General features: G+C 61.6%; 15 protein-coding genes. 12 read left to right on the top strand and 3 right to left on the bottom strand.

Annotation, left to right across the window (positions count from 1 at the left end; translation table 11 throughout):
* Window positions 1-9 precede the first annotated feature (9 nt).
* From apaG to GYA95_RS20780, 7 genes are all read left to right on the top strand, one after another.
* Window positions 10-390 (top strand): Co2+/Mg2+ efflux protein ApaG, encoded by a 381-nt coding sequence (gene apaG / locus GYA95_RS20810; protein ID WP_013970590.1) that lies wholly within the window; start codon window positions 10-12, stop codon window positions 388-390.
* Window positions 390-1,256 carry a symmetrical bis(5'-nucleosyl)-tetraphosphatase gene (locus GYA95_RS20805; protein ID WP_015268720.1) on the top strand — a complete coding sequence of 289 codons (867 nt, stop codon included), beginning with the start codon at window positions 390-392 and terminating at the stop codon, window positions 1,254-1,256. The genes apaG and GYA95_RS20805 overlap by 1 nt, the downstream gene beginning before the upstream one ends.
* A 14-nt stretch (window positions 1,257-1,270) precedes the next feature.
* Entirely contained in the window at window positions 1,271-1,600 is a 330-nt protein-coding gene (glpE, locus tag GYA95_RS20800; protein ID WP_015268719.1) for a thiosulfate sulfurtransferase GlpE, read from the top strand.
* 283 nt (window positions 1,601-1,883) lie between these two features.
* Window positions 1,884-3,806 (top strand): PrkA family serine protein kinase, encoded by a 1,923-nt coding sequence (locus GYA95_RS20795; RefSeq protein WP_015268718.1) that lies wholly within the window; start codon window positions 1,884-1,886, stop codon window positions 3,804-3,806.
* Window positions 3,807-3,936: 130 nt separating this feature from the next.
* A complete protein-coding gene (locus GYA95_RS20790) occupies window positions 3,937-5,208 on the top strand; it encodes a YeaH/YhbH family protein (RefSeq protein WP_013970586.1) in 1,272 nt (423 codons plus the stop codon).
* The gene (locus GYA95_RS20785; protein WP_013970585.1) at window positions 5,205-6,773 is read left to right on the top strand and encodes a SpoVR family protein; all 1,569 of its coding nucleotides are present in this window, start codon (window positions 5,205-5,207) and stop codon (window positions 6,771-6,773) included. The genes GYA95_RS20790 and GYA95_RS20785 overlap by 4 nt, the downstream gene beginning before the upstream one ends.
* Before the next feature lie 55 nt (window positions 6,774-6,828).
* A complete protein-coding gene (locus GYA95_RS20780) occupies window positions 6,829-7,935 on the top strand; it encodes a multifunctional CCA addition/repair protein (protein WP_015268717.1) in 1,107 nt (368 codons plus the stop codon).
* A 48-nt stretch (window positions 7,936-7,983) separates the two neighbouring features.
* Here the strand turns inward: GYA95_RS20780 and folK are convergent, their stop codons facing one another.
* The gene (gene folK, locus GYA95_RS20775; RefSeq protein ID WP_015268716.1) at window positions 7,984-8,493 is read right to left on the bottom strand and encodes a 2-amino-4-hydroxy-6-hydroxymethyldihydropteridine diphosphokinase; all 510 of its coding nucleotides are present in this window, start codon (window positions 8,491-8,493) and stop codon (window positions 7,984-7,986) included.
* Window positions 8,484-8,840 carry a dihydroneopterin aldolase gene (gene folB / locus GYA95_RS20770; protein WP_004375185.1) on the bottom strand — a complete coding sequence of 119 codons (357 nt, stop codon included), beginning with the start codon at window positions 8,838-8,840 and terminating at the stop codon, window positions 8,484-8,486. Before folB ends, folK begins: the two co-directional genes overlap by 10 nt.
* Before the next feature lie 74 nt (window positions 8,841-8,914).
* Between folB and plsY the strand changes: the two genes are divergently transcribed.
* Window positions 8,915-9,484, top strand: a complete 570-nt coding sequence (gene plsY, locus GYA95_RS20765) for a glycerol-3-phosphate 1-O-acyltransferase PlsY (protein WP_004375186.1) — start codon at window positions 8,915-8,917, stop codon at window positions 9,482-9,484.
* A 3-nt stretch (window positions 9,485-9,487) separates the two neighbouring features.
* Here plsY and tsaD read toward each other — a convergent pair whose 3' ends face one another.
* Window positions 9,488-10,513 (bottom strand): tRNA (adenosine(37)-N6)-threonylcarbamoyltransferase complex transferase subunit TsaD, encoded by a 1,026-nt coding sequence (tsaD, locus tag GYA95_RS20760; RefSeq protein ID WP_015268715.1) that lies wholly within the window; start codon window positions 10,511-10,513, stop codon window positions 9,488-9,490.
* A 204-nt stretch (window positions 10,514-10,717) separates the two neighbouring features.
* Here tsaD and rpsU point away from each other — a divergent pair, with 204 nt between their 5' ends.
* The 4 genes from rpsU to GYA95_RS20740 all read left to right on the top strand — a co-directional run bounded on the left by rpsU (window position 10,718) and on the right by GYA95_RS20740 (window position 19,194).
* Entirely contained in the window at window positions 10,718-10,933 is a 216-nt protein-coding gene (gene rpsU, locus GYA95_RS20755) for a 30S ribosomal protein S21 (protein ID WP_003255575.1), read from the top strand.
* 303 nt (window positions 10,934-11,236) lie between these two features.
* Window positions 11,237-13,219, top strand: coding sequence for a DNA primase (gene dnaG, locus GYA95_RS20750; RefSeq protein ID WP_013970579.1), 1,983 nt, complete (start codon window positions 11,237-11,239; stop codon window positions 13,217-13,219).
* A gap of 67 nt (window positions 13,220-13,286) precedes the next feature.
* On the top strand, window positions 13,287-15,137 hold the full coding sequence (gene rpoD / locus GYA95_RS20745) for an RNA polymerase sigma factor RpoD (RefSeq protein WP_013970578.1): 1,851 nt from the start codon (window positions 13,287-13,289) through the stop codon (window positions 15,135-15,137).
* 313 nt (window positions 15,138-15,450) lie between these two features.
* Entirely contained in the window at window positions 15,451-19,194 is a 3,744-nt protein-coding gene (locus GYA95_RS20740; RefSeq protein ID WP_015268714.1) for a bifunctional diguanylate cyclase/phosphodiesterase, read from the top strand.
* Window positions 19,195-19,197: the final 3 nt, after the last annotated feature.

Below are 19,197 nucleotides of genomic sequence, written 5' to 3'. Positions count from 1 at the left end.
GGCCCTTGCATGTCCGACCCTCGCTATAAAATCGACGTTAGCGTCGTGACCCGCTACCTCAAAGAACAATCCGACCCCGAAAACAGTCGTTTCGCTTTCGCCTACACCATCACTGTGCAGAACAATGGCTCGCTCAAGGCCAAGCTGCTGTCGCGCCACTGGCTGATCACCAACGGTGACGGCGAGGTCGAGGAGGTGCGTGGCGCCGGCGTGGTCGGCCAGCAGCCCAATATCGACCCGGGCCAGAGCCATACCTACAGCAGCGGCGCGGTCATCAGCACCCGCGTGGGCACCATGCAGGGCAGCTACCAGATGTTCGCCGAAGACGGCAAACGCTTCGATGCCGAGATCGCCCCCTTCCGCCTGGCGGTGCCCGGGGCGCTGCACTGATGGCTACCTATGCCGTCGGTGACCTGCAGGGCTGCCTGCAGCCACTCAAGTGCCTGCTCGAACGGGTCAATTTCAACCCCGCCGTCGACCACCTGTGGCTGGTCGGCGACCTGGTCAACCGCGGCCCCGAGTCACTGGAAACCCTGCGCTTCCTTTATTCGATCCGCCAGTCGCTGGTGTGCGTGCTAGGCAACCATGACCTGCACCTGCTGGCCGTCTGGCATAACGTCGAACGCCTGAAGAAAAGCGACACACTGCGCGAGATCATCGAAGCACCGGACGCCGATCAGCTGTTCGACTGGCTACGCCAGCAAAAGCTGCTGCATTACGACGAACCCCGTGGCATTGCGCTGGTTCACGCCGGTATTCCACCGCAATGGACCTTGGGCAAAGCCCTGGAACTGGCCGCCGAGGTAGAGGAAGTGCTGCGTGACGATGAGCGCCTGAAACTGTACCTGGACGGCATGTACGGCAACGAGCCGAACAAGTGGAGCAAGAGCCTCACCGGCATCGAACGCCTGCGGGTCATCACCAACTGCCTCACGCGCATGCGCTTCTGCACCGCCGAGGGCAAGCTCGACCTCAAGAGCAAGGAAGGCCTGGATACCGCCCCCAAGGGCTACAAGCCCTGGTACGCACACAAAGGCCGCCGCTCACGCCACGTGAAGATCATCTTCGGCCACTGGGCCGCCCTGCAGGGGCAGGTCGACGAGCCCGGCATCATCGCCCTGGACACCGGTTGCGTATGGGGCGGTGCCATGACCCTGTACAACGTCGACAGCGGCGAATACCACCGCTGTGACTGCAGCGACGACGGCAACTTACGCCTTCCCACCCAAACGCCTACACTGAACGATCAATCCTGAAGGAAGCCGTACCCATGAGCGAATTCAAGCGCATCCATCCCGAACAGGCCCTGGCCCTTCGCGCGCAAGGTGCGGTAGTCGTCGACATTCGCGACCCGCAGGCCTTTGCCGCCGGCCACATCACTGGCGCCAAGCATCTGGATAACCATTCTGTCGCCGAGTTCATCCGCAATGCCGACCTCGACGCCCCAACCCTGGTGGTGTGCTACCACGGCAATTCCAGCCAGAGCGCTGCGGCCTATCTGGTGAACCAGGGTTTCTCGGACGTATACAGCGTCGACGGCGGCTTTGAGCTGTGGCGCGCCACCTACCCGGCCGAAACCGCCCAGGGCACTGCCGAATAATTTTTTCATTTTTACTGCAGCCCGCGCCCCATGCGGGCTTGCGGCTTATCTGACGAACGGTCGTTCGCAACTTCTCCACGCCTCGCCCTTGACCTTGCGGATAACCAACTATTCTTAAGCGCAGGCCATCCAGAAAAAGGGGAGAGCCGGTACACCGGCGTGCGGGTCATCGGTAGCGTTAAAGGGTGTTCTGGGGGGTATACAGCAATCGGCAGCCCCGGTTGCATGCCAGCATCAGCTGACTGATCCGGCGTCGTCTCCACGTATCGAGCGAGGTGACGTCATGAGTATTTTTAGCCACTTCCAACAACGTTTCGAGTCTACGCGCCAGGAAGAACTCTCGCTGCAGGAGTACCTCGAGCTGTGCAAAGAGGATCGCAGTGCCTACGCATCGGCGGCCGAACGGCTGTTGCTGGCCATCGGTGAGCCGGAGCTGATCGACACCTCAACCAACTCCAGACTGTCGCGAATCTTCTCCAACAAGGTTATCCGCCGCTATCCGGCCTTTGCCGACTTCCATGGCATGGAAGAGTGCATCGACCAGATCGTGTCCTACTTCCGCCACGCCGCCCAAGGCCTGGAGGAGAAGAAACAGATCCTCTATCTGCTGGGCCCGGTGGGCGGCGGTAAGTCGTCGCTGGCCGAAAAACTCAAGCAGCTGATGGAAAAGGTACCGTTCTACGCCATCAAGGGCTCGCCGGTATTCGAGTCGCCATTGGGCCTGTTCAATGCCACCGAAGACGGGGCCATTCTCGAGGAAGAGTTCGGCATCCCGCGGCGCTACCTGAACACCATCATGTCGCCCTGGGCCACCAAGCGCCTGCAGGAGTTCGGCGGCGACATCAGCAAGTTCAAGGTGGTGAAGCTGTACCCGTCGATCCTCAACCAGATCGCCATCGCCAAGACCGAACCTGGCGACGAGAACAACCAGGACATTTCGGCCCTGGTCGGCAAGGTCGACATCCGCAAGCTCGAGGAATTCCCGCAGAACGACGCCGACGCATATGCCTATTCGGGCGCGCTGTGCCGGGCCAACCAGGGCCTGATGGAATTCGTCGAGATGTTCAAGGCCCCGATCAAGGTCCTGCACCCGTTGCTCACCGCCACCCAGGAAGGCAACTACAACAGTACCGAAGGCCTCGGCGCCATCCCCTACTCCGGGATTCTGCTGGCCCACTCCAACGAATCGGAGTGGCACACCTTCCGTAACAACAAGAACAACGAGGCGTTCATCGACCGGATCTACATCGTCAAGGTGCCGTACTGCCTGCGCGTCAGCGACGAAATCAAGATCTACGACAAGCTGCTGATCAACAGCTCGCTGGCCAAGGCGCACTGCGCGCCAGATACGCTGAAGATGCTCGCCCAGTTCACCGTGCTGTCGCGCCTGAAAGAGCCGGAAAACTCCAACATCTACTCGAAGATGCGGGTGTACGACGGGGAAAACCTCAAGGACACCGATCCGAAGGCCAAGTCGATCCAGGAGTACCGCGATGCCGCCGGCGTCGACGAAGGCATGAACGGCCTGTCGACCCGCTTCGCGTTCAAGATCCTGTCCAAGGTGTTCAACTTCGATCCGCATGAAGTGGCCGCCAACCCGGTGCACCTGCTTTATGTGCTGGAGCAGCAGATCGAGCAGGAACAATTCCCGGCGGAAGTGCGCGAACGCTACCTGCGCTACCTGAAGGAGTACCTGGCCCCGCGCTATATCGAGTTCATTGGCAAGGAAATCCAGACCGCCTACCTGGAGTCCTACAGCGAGTACGGCCAGAACATCTTCGACCGCTACGTGCTGTATGCAGACTTCTGGATTCAGGACCAGGAATACCGCGACCCGGAAACCGGCGAAATCCTCAACCGTATCGCCCTCAACGAAGAACTGGAGAAGATCGAGAAGCCGGCCGGCATCAGCAACCCGAAAGATTTCCGCAACGAAATCGTCAACTTCGTGCTGCGCGCCCGCGCCAACAACAACGGCAAGAACCCGAGCTGGCTGAGCTACGAAAAGCTGCGGGTGGTGATCGAGAAGAAAATGTTCTCCAACACCGAAGACCTGCTGCCGGTCATCAGCTTCAACGCCAAGGCAAGCAAGGAGGACCAACAGAAACACAACGACTTCGTCACGCGTATGGTAGAGCGTGGCTACACCGACAAACAGGTTCGTCTGCTGTCGGAATGGTACCTGCGGGTCAGGAAATCGCAATAAAGCGACAAGCTACCCACCGCGCGCCCAGGGCTGCCATGCCAGCCCTGGGCGGCGGCAGCTGCTTTGCTGCCTTTATCTGCAGCAGCTCGTAGCTTGAAGCGTGCAGCTGTTCCCAGCTACCGGAGGGACCATGAGCTACGTTATAGATCGACGCCTGAACGGCAAGAACAAGAGCACGGTGAACCGCCAGCGCTTCCTGCGGCGGTACCGCGAACACATCAAGAAAGCCGTCGAAGAGGCGGTAAGCCGCCGTTCCATCATGGACATGGAACATGGCGAGCAGATCAGCATTCCGGGGCGCGACATCGACGAACCGGTGCTGCACCATGGTCGCGGGGGCAAGCAGACCATCGTGCACCCAGGCAACAAGGAATTCACCGCCGGTGAACACATCCCCAGGCCACAAGGCGGTGGCGGTGGCAGCGGCCGAGGCAAGGCCGGCAACTCCGGCGAAGGCATGGACGACTTCGTATTCCAGATCACCCAGGAAGAATTCCTCGAGTTCATGTTCGAGGACCTCGAGCTACCCAACCTGGTCAAACGTCACCTGACCGGGGCCGACACTTTCAAGACCGTGCGCGCCGGTATCGCCAACGAAGGCAACCCGTCACGCATCAACATCGTGCGCACCCTGCGTTCGGCCCATGCCCGGCGCATCGCCCTGACCGGCAGCAGCCGCGCACTGCTGCGCGAAGCGCAAAAGGAACTCGCCCGCCTGAAGGTCGAGGAGCCAGACAACTTCACCGATATCCAGGAAGTCGAACACGAGATCGAACGCCTGAAGGCACGCATCAACCGCCTGCCCTTCCTCGACACCTTCGACCTCAAGTACAACCTGCTGGTCAAGCAGCCCAACCCCAGTTCCAAGGCTGTGATGTTCTGCCTGATGGACGTGTCCGGCTCGATGACCCAGGCCACCAAGGACATCGCCAAGCGCTTCTTCATCCTGCTGTACCTGTTCCTCAAGCGTAACTACGACCGCATCGAAGTGGTGTTCATCCGCCACCACACCAGCGCTCGTGAAGTCGACGAGGAAGAATTCTTCTATTCGCGGGAAACCGGCGGCACCATCGTTTCCAGCGCACTCAAACTGATGCAGGAGGTCATGGCCGAACGCTACCCGGCCAGCGACTGGAACATCTACGCCGCCCAGGCTTCCGACGGCGACAACTGGAACGACGACTCGCCGATCTGCCGTGACATCCTGGCCAAGCAGATCATGCCGCATGTGCAGTACTACACTTACGTTGAAATCACCCCGCGTGAACACCAGGCGCTGTGGTACGAATACGAGCGCATCGGCGAAGCCTTCCCCGACACGTTCGCCCAGCAGCAGTTGGTATCGGCCGGGGATATCTACCCGGTCTTCCGTGAACTCTTCCAGCGCAGGTTAGCCACATGACCGCCAGAGCACAGAGACGCCAACCTATTTCCACCGGGTCCGAGTGGACGTTCGAACTGATCCAGACCTACGACCGGGAAATCAGCCGCCTGGCCGAGCGTTACGCCCTGGACACCTACCCCAACCAGATCGAGGTCATTACCGCCGAGCAGATGATGGACGCCTACGCCTCGGTCGGGATGCCGCTGGGTTATCACCACTGGTCCTACGGCAAGCAGTTCCTCAGCACGGAGAAGTCCTACAGCCGTGGCCAGATGGGCTTGGCCTACGAGATCGTGATCAACTCCGACCCCTGCATCGCCTACCTGATGGAAGAAAACACCATGTGCATGCAGGCACTGGTGATCGCCCACGCCTGCTACGGCCATAACAGTTTCTTCAAGGGCAACTACCTGTTCCGCACCTGGACCGACGCCAGTTCAATCATCGACTACCTGGTGTTCGCCAAGCAGTACATCGCCCAGTGCGAAGAGCGCCATGGCATTGATGCCGTGGAAGACCTGATCGACTCCTGCCATGCCCTCATGAACTACGGCGTCGACCGCTACAAGCGGCCTTATCCGATTTCCGCTGAAGAGGAGCGGCGGCGGCAGAAGGAGCGCGAGGAGCACCTGCAGCGGCAGATCAATGACCTTTGGCGGACCATTCCGAAGAGCGCCGACAAGGGTAACGAGCGAGATGATGCGCGCTTCCCCGCCGAACCGCAGGAAAACATCCTGTATTTCATCGAGAAGAACGCCCCGCTGCTGGAGCCCTGGCAACGTGAAGTGGTGCGCATCGTGCGCAAGATCGCCCAGTATTTCTACCCGCAGCGCCAGACCCAAGTGATGAACGAAGGCTGGGCGACGTTCTGGCACTACACACTGATGAACGACCTGTACGACGAGGGGCTGATCACCGAAGGCTTCATGATGGAGTTTCTGCAGTCGCACACCAGCGTGGTATTCCAGCCCGGCTTCGACAGCCCCTACTACAACGGCATCAACCCCTACGCACTGGGCTTTGCGATGTATACCGACATCCGCCGCATGTGCGAAAACCCGACCGAAGAAGATCGGCGCTGGTTCCCCGACATTGCCGGCAGCGACTGGCTTTCTACCATCAAGTTCGCCATGAGCAGCTTCAAGGACGAGAGCTTCATCCTGCAGTACCTGTCGCCGAAGGTCATTCGCGATCTGAAGCTGTTCAGCATCCTCGATGACGACCAGCGCGACGACCTGTATGTACCTGCCATCCACGACGAGGCCGGCTACCGGACCATTCGCGAACTACTGGCGGCGCAGTACAACCTGGGCAACCGCGAACCGAACGTGCAGATCTGGAGCGTTGACCGCCGCGGCGACCGCTCGCTGACCTTGCGTCACCAGCAACACAACCGCAAACCGCTGGGCGATTCTACCGATGAAGTGCTCAAGCACCTGCACCGCCTGTGGGGCTTCGACATCCACCTGGAGACCGTCCAGGGAGAGCAGGTGATGAAAACCCACCACATGCCACCACGCGGCGAGCACGGCGAAAGCGCCGACTATGGCCGCATGGATCTGGCTGTCATTCACCACCTCTAGTGCAACTTCAAGGCTGCCGACGGGTTATCCTGTCGGCAGTTATGGAGAGCTGCACATGCACATCTACAAAGTCGGCGGCGCCGTGCGCGACCGCCTGCTCGGCCGCCCTGTCAGCGATATCGACTGGCTGGTGGTCGGCGCCACGGTCGAGGAAATGCACGCCAAGGGCTTTCGACCGGTCGGCGCTGATTTCCCGGTGTTCCTGCACCCGAAAACCGGCGAGGAATACGCCCTGGCGCGCACCGAGCGCAAGAGCGGGCGTGGCTACGGCGGTTTCACTTTCCACGCCAGCCCCGATGTGACCCTGGAAGAAGACCTGATCCGTCGTGACCTGACCATCAATGCAATGGCCGAGGACGAGACGGGTACGGTATACGATCCCTATCATGGCCAGGACGATATCGATCAACGCCTTTTACGCCATGTTTCCCCGGCATTCGCCGAAGATCCGTTGCGCGTACTGCGTGTCGCGCGCTTTGCTGCCCGTTATGCACCGCTGGGATTCCGGGTTGCCGATGAGACGCTTGAGCTGATGCGTCAGATCAGTGCCTCTGGCGAATTGCAGGCGCTGACCGCCGAGCGCAGCTGGAAGGAAATCGAGCGGGCGCTGATGGAGGCGCAGCCACGGATGTTTTTCCAGGTGCTGCGTGCTTGCGATGCTCTGCAGGAACTGCTGCCCGAACTGGATGACGGCCCCCAGGCTCTGGCAGCATTGGAACAGGCTGCAATGCACGACCAGCCCCTGCATATACGCTGGGCCTGCCTGCTACAGCCGCTGGCACCGGACGCCATCAAGGCAGTCAACAAGCGCCTGAAGGCGCCGCGAGAGTGTCAGGAGCTGGCGTTGCTGACGGGTGAGTGCCTGGAGCTAGGCAACCAGGCGCAGGAACTGCCTGCCGCGACAATCCTGGAGCTGTTGCAGAAGTTCGACGTGTACCGGCGGCCGCAGCGGTTCGAGGATTTCCTGATCGCTTGCGAGATGACAGCACTGGGCGAGGGAAAATCGGGTTATCCACAGGCCGACTACCTGCGAGGGGCAGCGGCGGCGGCGCGGGCAGTGGATGTTAAGCCATTGGTGCAGGCAGGGCTGACCGGCCAGGCCTTGGGTGAAGCGCTCAAAAGTGAGCGGCTGAAAGCGCTCGAGGCTTACAAGCGCGATTGAGCATACCGGTCCTTTCGCGGGCGTGCCCGCGAAGAGGCCGGTACAGGCTTACGCGGGAGTCAGCTGCAACCCACGCCACTCAAAGGCAACCGGCGCCAGCACCTGATCAATTTGCGCCTCCTGCCACAACTGCGCCATTGTCTTGCCTACCCCCGGATGCACAAGCTCCGGCGCCAGCAGCGACAGTGGCCACAGCACAAAGGCGTTCTTCAGGATCTCGGCCCGAGGCAACACCAGCCCATCGAACGTGCCGTGCAAGTCGTCATACATCAGCACGTCGATATCCAGCGGCAGCCCCTTGCGGTCCGGGGCATAGCGGCCATTGTCGGCCTCGATGAACTTCAACCGGCGGTCCAGTTCGATCAACGGCAACGCAGTCTGCCCAGTCACCACGAAGTTGATGAACGGACCGCTCTTGATCCCCACCGCCTGGCTTTCGAACGCCGGCGAGCAGCGCATGTCGGTCAGGATGCCTGCCAACGCATCGAGCCCGGCGCACAAATGCACCTCGCGATCAATGTTGCTGCCAAGGCCCAGGTAAACCGTGCTCAGAGACATCCGCGCTCGATCTCCACGCCAACACCGCCACGGGCTGCCGGTACCGCACCCGGCTTGGTCAGCTTCAACCGCACCCACGGGATGTGGAACTCTTCCATCAACGTCGCCACCAGGCGCTCGGCGAAAGTTTCAACCAACTCGAAACGCGCCTGTTCGGCAAACGCCTGGATACGGGCCGACACACTGGCATAATCCAGCGCCAGGTTCAGGTCGTCACCCGCCGCAGCCGGGCGGTTATCCCAGGCAAAGCTCAGGTCCAGGCGCAAGCACTGGCGAATATCCCGCTCCCAGTCATAGGCACCGATGACGGTATCGACTTCCAGGCCTTCGATGAACACTCTGTCCAAGCACTTCTCTCCACAGCACGACAAGGGCGACTGGCGCCGTTAGAATCAGGGCGTCCTCGCCCGGAATAGTTAGCATGTTTTGGTTACTGGCGTTGCTCGCCTACCTGCTTGGCTCGCTGTCCTTCGCCATCGTCCTCAGCCGCCTTACGGGCAGTCCGGACCCGCGTTCCAGCGGTTCAGGCAATGCCGGCGCCACCAACATGCTACGCCTGGCAGGCCGCAAACTGGCGATCCTGACCCTGCTTGGCGACCTGTGCAAGGGCCTGTTGCCGGTATTGCTCGCCCGCGGTGCCGGCCTGGACCTGCAAGCGCAGGCCTGGATTGGCGTTTGCGCAGTGCTGGGCCACCTGTTCCCGCTGTACTTCCGCTTTCAGGGCGGCAAGGGCGTGGCAACTGCCGCCGGCATGCTCATGGCCCTGTATTTCCCAGCCGCGCTGCTGGCCATCGGCGCCTGGCTGCTGACTTTCTACCTCACCCGCACCAGTTCGCTGGCGGCACTGATCGCCACACCACTGACCTTGCCGTTGCTGGCCTGGCGCGAGCCAGAGGCCCTGCTGCCGATCACTGTGTTGACGGCTATGATCGTATGGCGCCATCGCAGCAACCTGCGCGACCTGTTCGCAGGCCGCGAACGGCACTTCTGAAGCTTAAAGCGGCGGCAACTGCTCCATCGGCCAGCGTGCCTGCACACTGATTGCCAGGTCTTGCTGTTGCCCGGCCAACAACCGCTGGCAGCCGGCATAGGCGATCATCGCACCGTTGTCGGTACAGAACTGCGGGCGCGCGTAGTACACGTTGCCCTTGATGCTGCCGAGCATGTCCTCGAGGGACGCACGCAGTGCCTTGTTGGCGCTGACGCCACCGGCAATGACCAGGCGCTTGAGGCCAGTCTGTTTCAACGCCCGCTTGCACTTGATGGTCAAAGTCTCCACCACCGCCTGCTGGAATGCCAGGGACAGGTCGCAACGGGTTTGCTCACTGTCGTCGCCGGCATCGCGGCACTGCTGCCAGGTGTTCAGGGCAAAGGTTTTCAGGCCGCTGAAGCTGAACTCCAGGCCCGGGCGGTCGGTCATCGGCCGCGGGAACACGAAGCGGCCAGGCACACCGCGTTCGGCCAGACGGGCGATTTCCGGGCCACCGGGGTAGTTCAGGCCGATCAGCTTGGCGGTCTTGTCGAACGCTTCACCGGCGGCGTCGTCCAGGCTCTCGCCCAGCAGCTCGTACTGGCCGATGCCATCGACCCGCACCAGCTGGGTGTGACCACCGGAAACCAACAAAGCGACGAACGGAAACTCCGGTGGGTTTTCTTCCAGCATGGGTGCCAGCAGGTGGCCTTCCATGTGGTGTACGCCAATCGCCGGGATGTCCCAGGCAAAGGCCAGCGCCTGGGCGCACGAGGCCCCCACCAGCAGGGCACCGACCAGGCCAGGGCCTGCGGTGTAGGCGATGGCGTCGATCTCGGTGGCGACGCAGCCGGCCTCATCCAGCACCTGGCGGATGAGTGGCAGCATGCGCTTGACGTGGTCGCGCGAGGCAAGCTCTGGCACCACACCGCCGAACACGCGGTGCAGGTCGATCTGGCTGAACAGCGCGTCGGCCAACAAACCGCGCTCGCTGTCGTATAATGCGACGCCAGTTTCGTCGCAGGATGTTTCCAATCCCAGTACTAGCATGGGTTCGTCCCTTGTGGGGGCTGAATTCGAAGCCGCGCATGATAGTCCCCGTGTCGGATGCCGACCAGCGGTTTTCGATCAGAGGCTTTGCATTCCGGCTTGCTAAGGGTTAACATCCGCAACCCTTGAAAACCGACGTTCTCCAGCACACCTTTGTTTTGCCAGGAGCACGTCTACCCCGGTAATGAATTAAGGTAGCCCTGGATGCCAGCCGTCAAAGTTAAAGAGAACGAACCCTTCGACGTAGCTCTGCGTCGTTTCAAGCGCTCCTGCGAAAAAGCCGGTGTACTGGCTGAAGTTCGTAGCCGCGAGTTTTACGAGAAGCCGACCGCCGAGCGTAAGCGCAAAGCAGCTGCTGCTGTTAAGCGTCACGCCAAGAAAGTTCAGCGCGAACAGCGCCGCGCCGTTCGTCTGTACTAATACAGGCGTTCTACGCAAAGCTTCTGCCCTGCCCGGCTAACCGCCGGGCGATGGCAGTGGTCGTTTCAAACTTGAGCAGCTAGCTCAAGGCCCTGCACAAGCTTCATGCGAACTGCACATGGGCAACCTGCCTGAAACGTCAGAGCTGGTCCTCCTTGTTGTATGACCAGACGTGCACGTCCGACTGACGAGCCCTCAGGGGCTGGCGACGAGCACACATTCCCTCGCACTTTCCCAAGCGGCACTCGCCCCATTCGGCGCGTGAGCGATTAGACTTGCCAGCTGCCAGATGACGAGACTGCCATGGCCGGGCTGATTCCCCAGAGTTTCATTGACGACCTTATCAACCGCCTCGACATCGTCGACGTGGTGAGTTCGCGCGTCCAGCTGAAAAAAACCGGCAAGAACTATTCCGCCTGCTGCCCGTTCCACAAGGAAAAAACCCCTTCCTTCACGGTCAGCCCCGACAAGCAGTTCTACTACTGCTTCGGCTGCGGCGCCGGCGGCAACGCCCTGGGCTTCGTCATGGACCACGACAACCTGGACTTCCCCCAGGCGGTCGAGGAGCTGGCCCGCGCCGCCGGCATGGAAGTACCCCGCGAGCAAGGTCGCCGCGACCACAAGCCGCGCCAGCCAACCGATTCGCCGCTGTACCCGCTGCTGGACGCCGCCTCGGAGTTCTACCGCCAGGCCCTGCGCAGCCACCCGACCCGCAAGGCAGCGGTGGATTACCTCAAGGGCCGCGGCCTGTCCGGGGAAATCGCCCGTGACTTCGGCCTGGGCTTCGCCCCGCCAGGCTGGGATAACCTGCTCAAGCACCTGGGTGCCGACACCTTGCAGCAGAAGGTGATGATCGATGCCGGCCTGTTGATCGAAAACGCCGAAAGCGGCAAGCGCTACGACCGTTTCCGCGACCGGGTGATGTTCCCGATCCGCGACAGCCGCGGACGCATCATCGCCTTTGGTGGCCGAGTGCTCGGCGACGACAAGCCCAAGTATCTGAACTCCCCGGAAACCCCGGTGTTCCACAAGGGCCAGGAACTCTACGGCCTGTACGAGGCACGCAAGCACAACCGCAACCTCGACGAAATCATCGTCGTCGAGGGCTACATGGACGTCATTGCCCTGGCCCAGCAGGGCCTGCGCAACGCCGTGGCCACCCTCGGCACCGCCACCAGCGAAGAGCACCTCAAGCGCCTGTTCCGCGTGGTACCCAGCGTGCTGTTCTGCTTCGACGGTGACCAGGCCGGGCGCAAGGCCGCCTGGCGCGCCCTGGAGTCGACCCTGTCGAACCTGCAGGACGGCCGCCGCGCGCGCTTCCTGTTCCTGCCCGAAGGCGAAGACCCGGACAGCCTGGTGCGCGCCGAAGGCACCGACGCCTTCATGGCCCGCATCAACCAGCACGCCCAGCCGCTGGCCGATTACTTCTTCGAGCAGCTAAGCGTCGAAGCCGACCCGCGCTCGCTGGAAGGCAAGGCGCACATGGCGACCCTTGCCGCACCGCTGATCGAAAAGATCCCCGGCGCCAACCTGCGCCAGCTGATGCGCAACCGCCTTAAGGAAATCACCGGCCTCGACCCGCAGCAGGTCGAGCAACTGGCGCAACACGCCCCGGCCACCAGCAGCGTGCCGGACTACGACCCTGGCTACGACTATGACGCCATGGCCAGCTATACCCCCGATTACGGCGACATGCCGCAGCACGACTTCGCCCCCGTTCATCAGGAACAGGAGTGGAAGCCGAACAAGGGCGCTGGCAAGAAGCAGTGGGGCGACAAACCCTGGGACAAGAACCGCAAGGGTGGCAAGCCATGGCAGCAGCGTGACGAAGCACCACCACGCGTACCGGCCCCGGTCGAGCCACCCACCCTGGCCGCCCTGCGCACGTTGCTGCACCACCCTCTGCTGGCCGGCAAGGTGGAAGATGCCAGCCACTTCGCCGATGAAGAACACTTGTACAGCCAGCTGCTGGTGGCACTGATCGAAGCCGCGCAGAAAAATCCTGGGCTAAGCTCAATGCAGTTGATCGCACGTTGGCACGGCACCGAACAGGGGCGCCTGCTGCGGGCCCTGGCGGAAAAGGAATGGCTGATCGTGGCCGACAACCTTGAACAACAGTTTTTCGACACTATAACTAGCTTGTCCGCCCGCCAACGCGAGCGCAGCCTGGAACAACTGCTCAGGAAATCACGTCAAAGCGAATTGACCAGCGAGGAAAAAACCCAGCTCCTCGCCCTGCTGAGCCGGAATGTTCCCGCACAAACGCCGACCTCATCTGGCGCGTGAGGCCCATGCTCGGGTATAATCCTCGGCTTGTTTTTTGCCCGCCAAGACCTTCAGTGGATAGGGTGTTATGTCCGGAAAAGCGCAACAGCAGTCTCGTATCAAAGAGTTGATCACCCGCGGTCGTGAGCAGGGCTACCTGACTTACGCGGAGGTCAACGACCACCTGCCTGAGGATATTTCAGATCCGGAACAGGTGGAAGACATCATCCGCATGATCAACGACATGGGGATCAACGTATTCGAGAGTGCTCCGGATGCGGATGCCCTTCTGTTGGCGGAAGCCGACACCGACGAAGCCGCGGCCGAAGAAGCCGCTGCTGCGTTGGCGGCAGTTGAAACCGATATCGGCCGCACGACCGACCCGGTGCGCATGTACATGCGCGAAATGGGCACCGTCGAGCTGCTGACCCGCGAAGGCGAGATCGAAATCGCCAAGCGTATCGAGGAAGGCATCCGTGAAGTCATGGGCGCCATCGCTCACTTCCCGGGCACTGTCGACTACATTCTCAGCGAATATGACCGTGTCACCAGCGAAGGCGGCCGTCTGTCGGACGTTCTCAGCGGTTACATCGATCCTGACGACAATATCGCCGCGCCGACCGAAGAAGTGCCGATCCCAGGCACCAAGGCCGCCGCTGCGAAGGAAGAGTCCGACGACGACGAGGACGAATCCGAAAGCGGTGACGACGAGGAAGAGGCCGAGAGCGGCCCGGACCCGGAAGTCGCCCGTCAGCGTTTCGGCGCGGTCAACGACCAGCTTCAGGCCACCAACAAGGTTCTGAAGAAGAATGGTCGCACCCACCAGGAAAGCATCGACGCCCTGCAGGCCCTGGCCGATTTGTTCATGCCGATCAAGCTGGTACCGAAGCAGTTCGAGGTACTGGTAGAGCGTGTTCGTGACGCCCTGAACCGCCTGCGCCAGCAGGAACGCGCCATCATGCAGCTGTGCGTGCGTGACGCCCGCATGCCGCGTGCCGACTTCCTGCGCATGTTCCCGAGCAACGAAACCGACCAGACCTGGAGCGGTGACCTGGCCAAGCGCAACACCAAATGGGCTGCCGCCCTGGGTGAAAAGGACGCTGCCATCGTCGCTTGCCAGCAGAAGCTGATCGACCTTGAGACCGAAACCGGCCTGACCGTTGCCGAGATCAAGGAAATCAACCGTCGTATGTCGATCGGTGAAGCCAAGGCCCGCCGCGCCAAGAAAGAAATGGTCGAGGCGAACCTGCGTCTGGTGATCTCCATCGCCAAGAAGTACACCAACCGTGGCTTGCAATTCCTCGACCTGATCCAGGAAGGCAACATCGGCTTGATGAAAGCGGTGGACAAGTTCGAATACCGTCGCGGCTACAAGTTCTCGACCTATGCCACCTGGTGGATCCGCCAGGCGATCACCCGTTCGATCGCCGACCAGGCGCGCACCATCCGTATTCCGGTGCACATGATCGAGACGATCAACAAGCTCAACCGTATTTCCCGCCAGATGCTGCAGGAAATGGGTCGCGAACCGACCCCGGAAGAGCTGGGCGAGCGCATGGAAATGCCTGAGGACAAGATCCGCAAGGTACTGAAGATCGCCAAAGAGCCGATCTCCATGGAAACCCCGATCGGTGACGACGAAGATTCGCACCTGGGCGACTTCATCGAGGACTCGACCATGCAGTCCCCGATTGACGTGGCCACGGTCGAAAGCCTCAAGGAAGCCACTCGTGACGTGCTCTCGGGCCTGACCGCACGCGAAGCCAAGGTGCTGCGTATGCGCTTCGGTATCGACATGAACACCGACCACACCCTCGAAGAGGTGGGCAAGCAGTTCGACGTGACCCGCGAGCGGATCCGTCAGATCGAAGCGAAGGCGTTGCGCAAACTGCGCCACCCGACTCGCAGCGAGCATCTGCGCTCCTTCCTCGACGAGTGATGACAAAACCCCGGCCCAGGCCGGGGTTTTTCTTTTCCGGCTGTTGCGCAAAATCTGAATTCTGGCGCGATCTCTGTAGGAGCAGCCTTGTGCTGCGAAGAGTCCATTGCAACAGTAGATGATCTTTCGCCTGACTGGCGTCTTCGCAGCACAAGGCTGCTCCTACAGGGGGCGCGCATGCCATGAAGGCCATGCAGGTCGCCCCACACCCGCAAGGCCCTGTTGCCTCTGACAAAAGACCCTGCCTTCCACCGCACACCTACAGCAATGCCCGTCTACACTCGACTTCATACCACTTGAATGTGAGGCCGCTATGCCGCTGATGCCGGCCATCCTGTTGCTGCTCCTGATCTTGTGGAACACAACGGCCGGCGCCCTGACCCTGACAGACGAGGAGAAAGCCTGGTTGGCTGCCCACCCGCAGCTGAGCCTGGGTGTAGACGCCTCTTGGCCACCGTTCGAGTTTCGCGACCAGGAGGGCCGGTACCAGGGATTGGCCGCCGATTACATCGCCACGATCCAGCAACGCCTGGGCGTGACGCTCAAACCGGTCGAACCCAGCAGCTGGACCGAGGTACTGGCGCAAGCACGCGAAAGCCGCATCGACCTGCTGCCCGGCATCATGTCCACCCCCGAGCGCCAAGGCTACCTGGCCTTCACCCGGCCGTACCTCGACTTCCCCATCGTTATCCTCGCCCACAAAGGCGGTGCACAGCCGCGCAACCTGGACGACCTTTACGGCCTGAAGATCGCCGTGGTCGAAAACTACGCCCCGCACGAACTGCTGCGCACCCAACACCCAGACCTCAACCTGGTGGCCCTACCTAACGTCAGCTCTACCCTGCAGGCCCTGGCCACCGACGAAGTGGACGCCGTGGTCGGTGACCTCGCTTCAAGCATCTGGAGCCTGCGCCAGCTCAAGCTCGACGGCCTCTACGTCAGCGGCGAAACGCCCTACCGCTACCAACTGGCCATGGCCGCCCCGCGCGACAAGAAAGTACTGGTCGGCATTCTCGACAAAGTGATAGCCGACATGAGCAGCAGCGAAGTCAGCCAGATCCAGCAACGCTGGGTGGGCAATGTTGTCGACCAACGGATGTTCTGGTCGGACCTGCTGGTGTATGGCCTGCCCACGGTGCTGGTATTGATGGCCGTGCTGGCAGCGGTCATCCGCATCAACCGCCGGCTCAGTTCGGAAATTTCACGGCGCATCGCCTTGGAGCAGGAACTGCGCAGCAGCGAGTACCACTATCGCAGCCTGGTCGAGAGCCTGTCCGCCATAGCCTGGGAGGCCGACGCCAACGACTTCACCTACAGCTACGTCTCGCCCCACGCAGAAGGCCTGCTCGGCTACCCATTGGCCGACTGGCTCAAACCTGGCTTCTGGCGCAGCATCCTGCACCCGGAGGATGCCCTCTGGGCCCAGGCCTACTGCGACAGCGAGACTGCCGCCGGCCGCGACCACAGCCTCGACTACCGGGTGATCAGGGCCGATGGCCAGCCACTGTGGGTACGCAACATCGTCAGCATGATCGAGCATGGCCACCAGCCGGTGATGCGTGGCCTGATGATCGACATCAGCGAGACCAAGCGCACCGAGGACGCCCTGCGCCTGTCCGAACAGAAGTTCGCCTCGGTGTTCCAGCAGTGCCCCGACATCCTGCTGATCGCCCGCCACAGCGACGGCTGCCTGCTGGAGGTGAACGAGGCCTTCGAAGAGCAGATCGGCCTCACCCCGAGCCAGGTAATTGGCCGCACCGCCACCGAGCTCAACCTGTGGGGCGTCGAAGGCGACGGCCCGCGGCTGCTCGAACGCCTGCACCAAGGCGGTATCCGCAACCTGGAAATGAGCTTCCGCCGCAGCAACGGCCAACTCTTCACCGGCCTGACCTCGGCCGAAACCTTTGAACTCGACGGCAACCTCGCGCTCGTGGTGGCGGTACGCGATATCAGCCAGCTCAAGGAAACCCAGGAGCAGCTACAAACCTCGGAAGAGAAATTCGCCAAGGCCTTCCATGCCTCGCCCGATGGCCTGCTGCTGTCGCGCCAGAGCGACGGTTTGCTGCTCGAAGTGAACGAAGGCTTCTGCCGCCTGACCGGCTATGATCTCAGCCCGACCATCGACCAGACCTCGCTGGACCTGGGCATCTGGGTCGACCTCAACGAGCGCAAGCGTCTGGTCCAACAGCTAAAACGCGACGGCTTCGTACGCGACTTCACGTGCCACCTGCGCCGCAGCGACGGGCAGATTCGCCTCTGCGAACTCTCTGCACGGCCGCTGCCGATTGCTGGCGACGACTGCATACTGACCATCGCCCGCGACATCACTGAGCGCCATCTGATGCAGGAAAAGCTGCAGCTGGCCGCCACCGTGTTCGAGAACACCGCCGAAGGCGTGCTGATCACCGACATCGACCAGCACATTAGTGCCGTAAACCGCGCCTTCAGCGAAATCACCGGTTACAGTGAGATCGAAGCCCTCGGTCAGACCCCACGCCTGCTCGCCTCCGGCCAGCACGACAGTGCGTTCTATGCCGCCATGTGGCACCAGCTGACCGATGAAGGCCATTGGCAAGGCGAGATCTATAACAAGCGCAAGAACGGCGAACTGTACCCCGGCTGGCTGACCATCAGCGCCGTACGCAACAGCGAGCGCGAGATTACCCACTTCGTCGCTGTGTTCGCCGACATCTCCAGCCTCAAGCACGCCCAGGCCAAGCTTGACTACCAGGCCCACCACGACCCACTGACCGGCCTGCCCAACCGTGCCCTGTTCGAGAACCGCCTGCAGGCCGCGCTCACCTGCGCGCAGGTCTCCAACCGCAAGGGCGCGGTGCTGTTCCTTGACCTAGACCGTTTCAAGCACATCAACGACAGCCTCGGCCACCCGGTCGGCGATCTGCTGCTCAAGGGCATCGCCCAACGCCTGAAAGAGCAGGTGCGTGATGTCGACACCGTGGCCCGCCTGGGTGGCGATGAGTTCATCATCCTGCTGCCCGGCCTGCACAAACCCAGTGACGCCAGCGCCATCGCCAACAAGCTGCTGACCTGCTTCAACGCGCCATTCCAGGCTGGCGAGCATGAGTTCTTCACCAGCGCCAGCATCGGCATCAGCCTTTATCCACAGGACGGTACCGACGTTGCCACACTGATTCGCAACGCCGACGCCGCCATGTACCGCTCCAAGGCCAAGGGCCGTAACCGCGTCGAAGCCTACACCCTCGACCTCACCGCCCAGGCCAGCGAACGCATCGCCCTGGAGCACGAACTGCGCCGCGCCATCGAGCGCAACGAACTGAGCCTGTGCTTCCAGCCCAAGCTCAGCCTCAAGACACAGAGCCTGGTCGGTGCCGAAGCGCTGATACGCTGGAGCCACCCGACCTTTGGTGAAGTGCCGCCGGAGCACTTCATTCACCTGGCGGAAGAGAACGGCACCATACTCCAGATCGGTGACTGGGTACTGGAGCAGGCCTGCCGGCAGATGCAGGCCTGGAAGATGCACTACGACCCCTTCGGCCCGCTGTCGATAAACCTCGCCGGCGCCCAGCTACGCCATCCCCACCTTGCCAGGCGCATCGAACAGTTGCTGAAGCACTACCAGCTCACAGCCGGTGACCTGCAGCTGGAAATCACCGAAAACTTCATCATGAGCCAGGCAGAGGAAGCCTTGGCCGTGCTGTACCAGCTGAAGAAACTGGGCGTGCAACTGGCCATCGACGATTTCGGCACCGGTTATTCATCGCTGAGCTACCTCAAGCGCCTGCCGCTGGACATTCTCAAGATCGACAAGTCGTTCATCCGCGGGCTGCCCGACGACCCTCATGACGCCGCCATCGCCCGCGCCATCATCGCCCTGGGCCGCAGCATGCAGCTGACCATCATTGCCGAGGGCGTGGAAAACCAGGCCCAGCAACGGTTCCTGGCGGCAGAGGGCTGTGAGCAGATCCAGGGCTACATCGTCAGCCTGCCCCTGCCCCCGGACGACTTCGCGGCGACGTTTCTTCGCATAGCACTATCGGATCTTTCAGATGGCACAGGTGCGAAACCCTCGTTATAATCC

Origin of the sequence: Pseudomonas asiatica (assembly GCF_009932335.1) — a bacterium.
Classification (GTDB): Bacteria; Pseudomonadota; Gammaproteobacteria; order Pseudomonadales; family Pseudomonadaceae; genus Aquipseudomonas; species Aquipseudomonas asiatica.
This window is presented reverse-complemented; position numbering and strand designations above follow the sequence as displayed.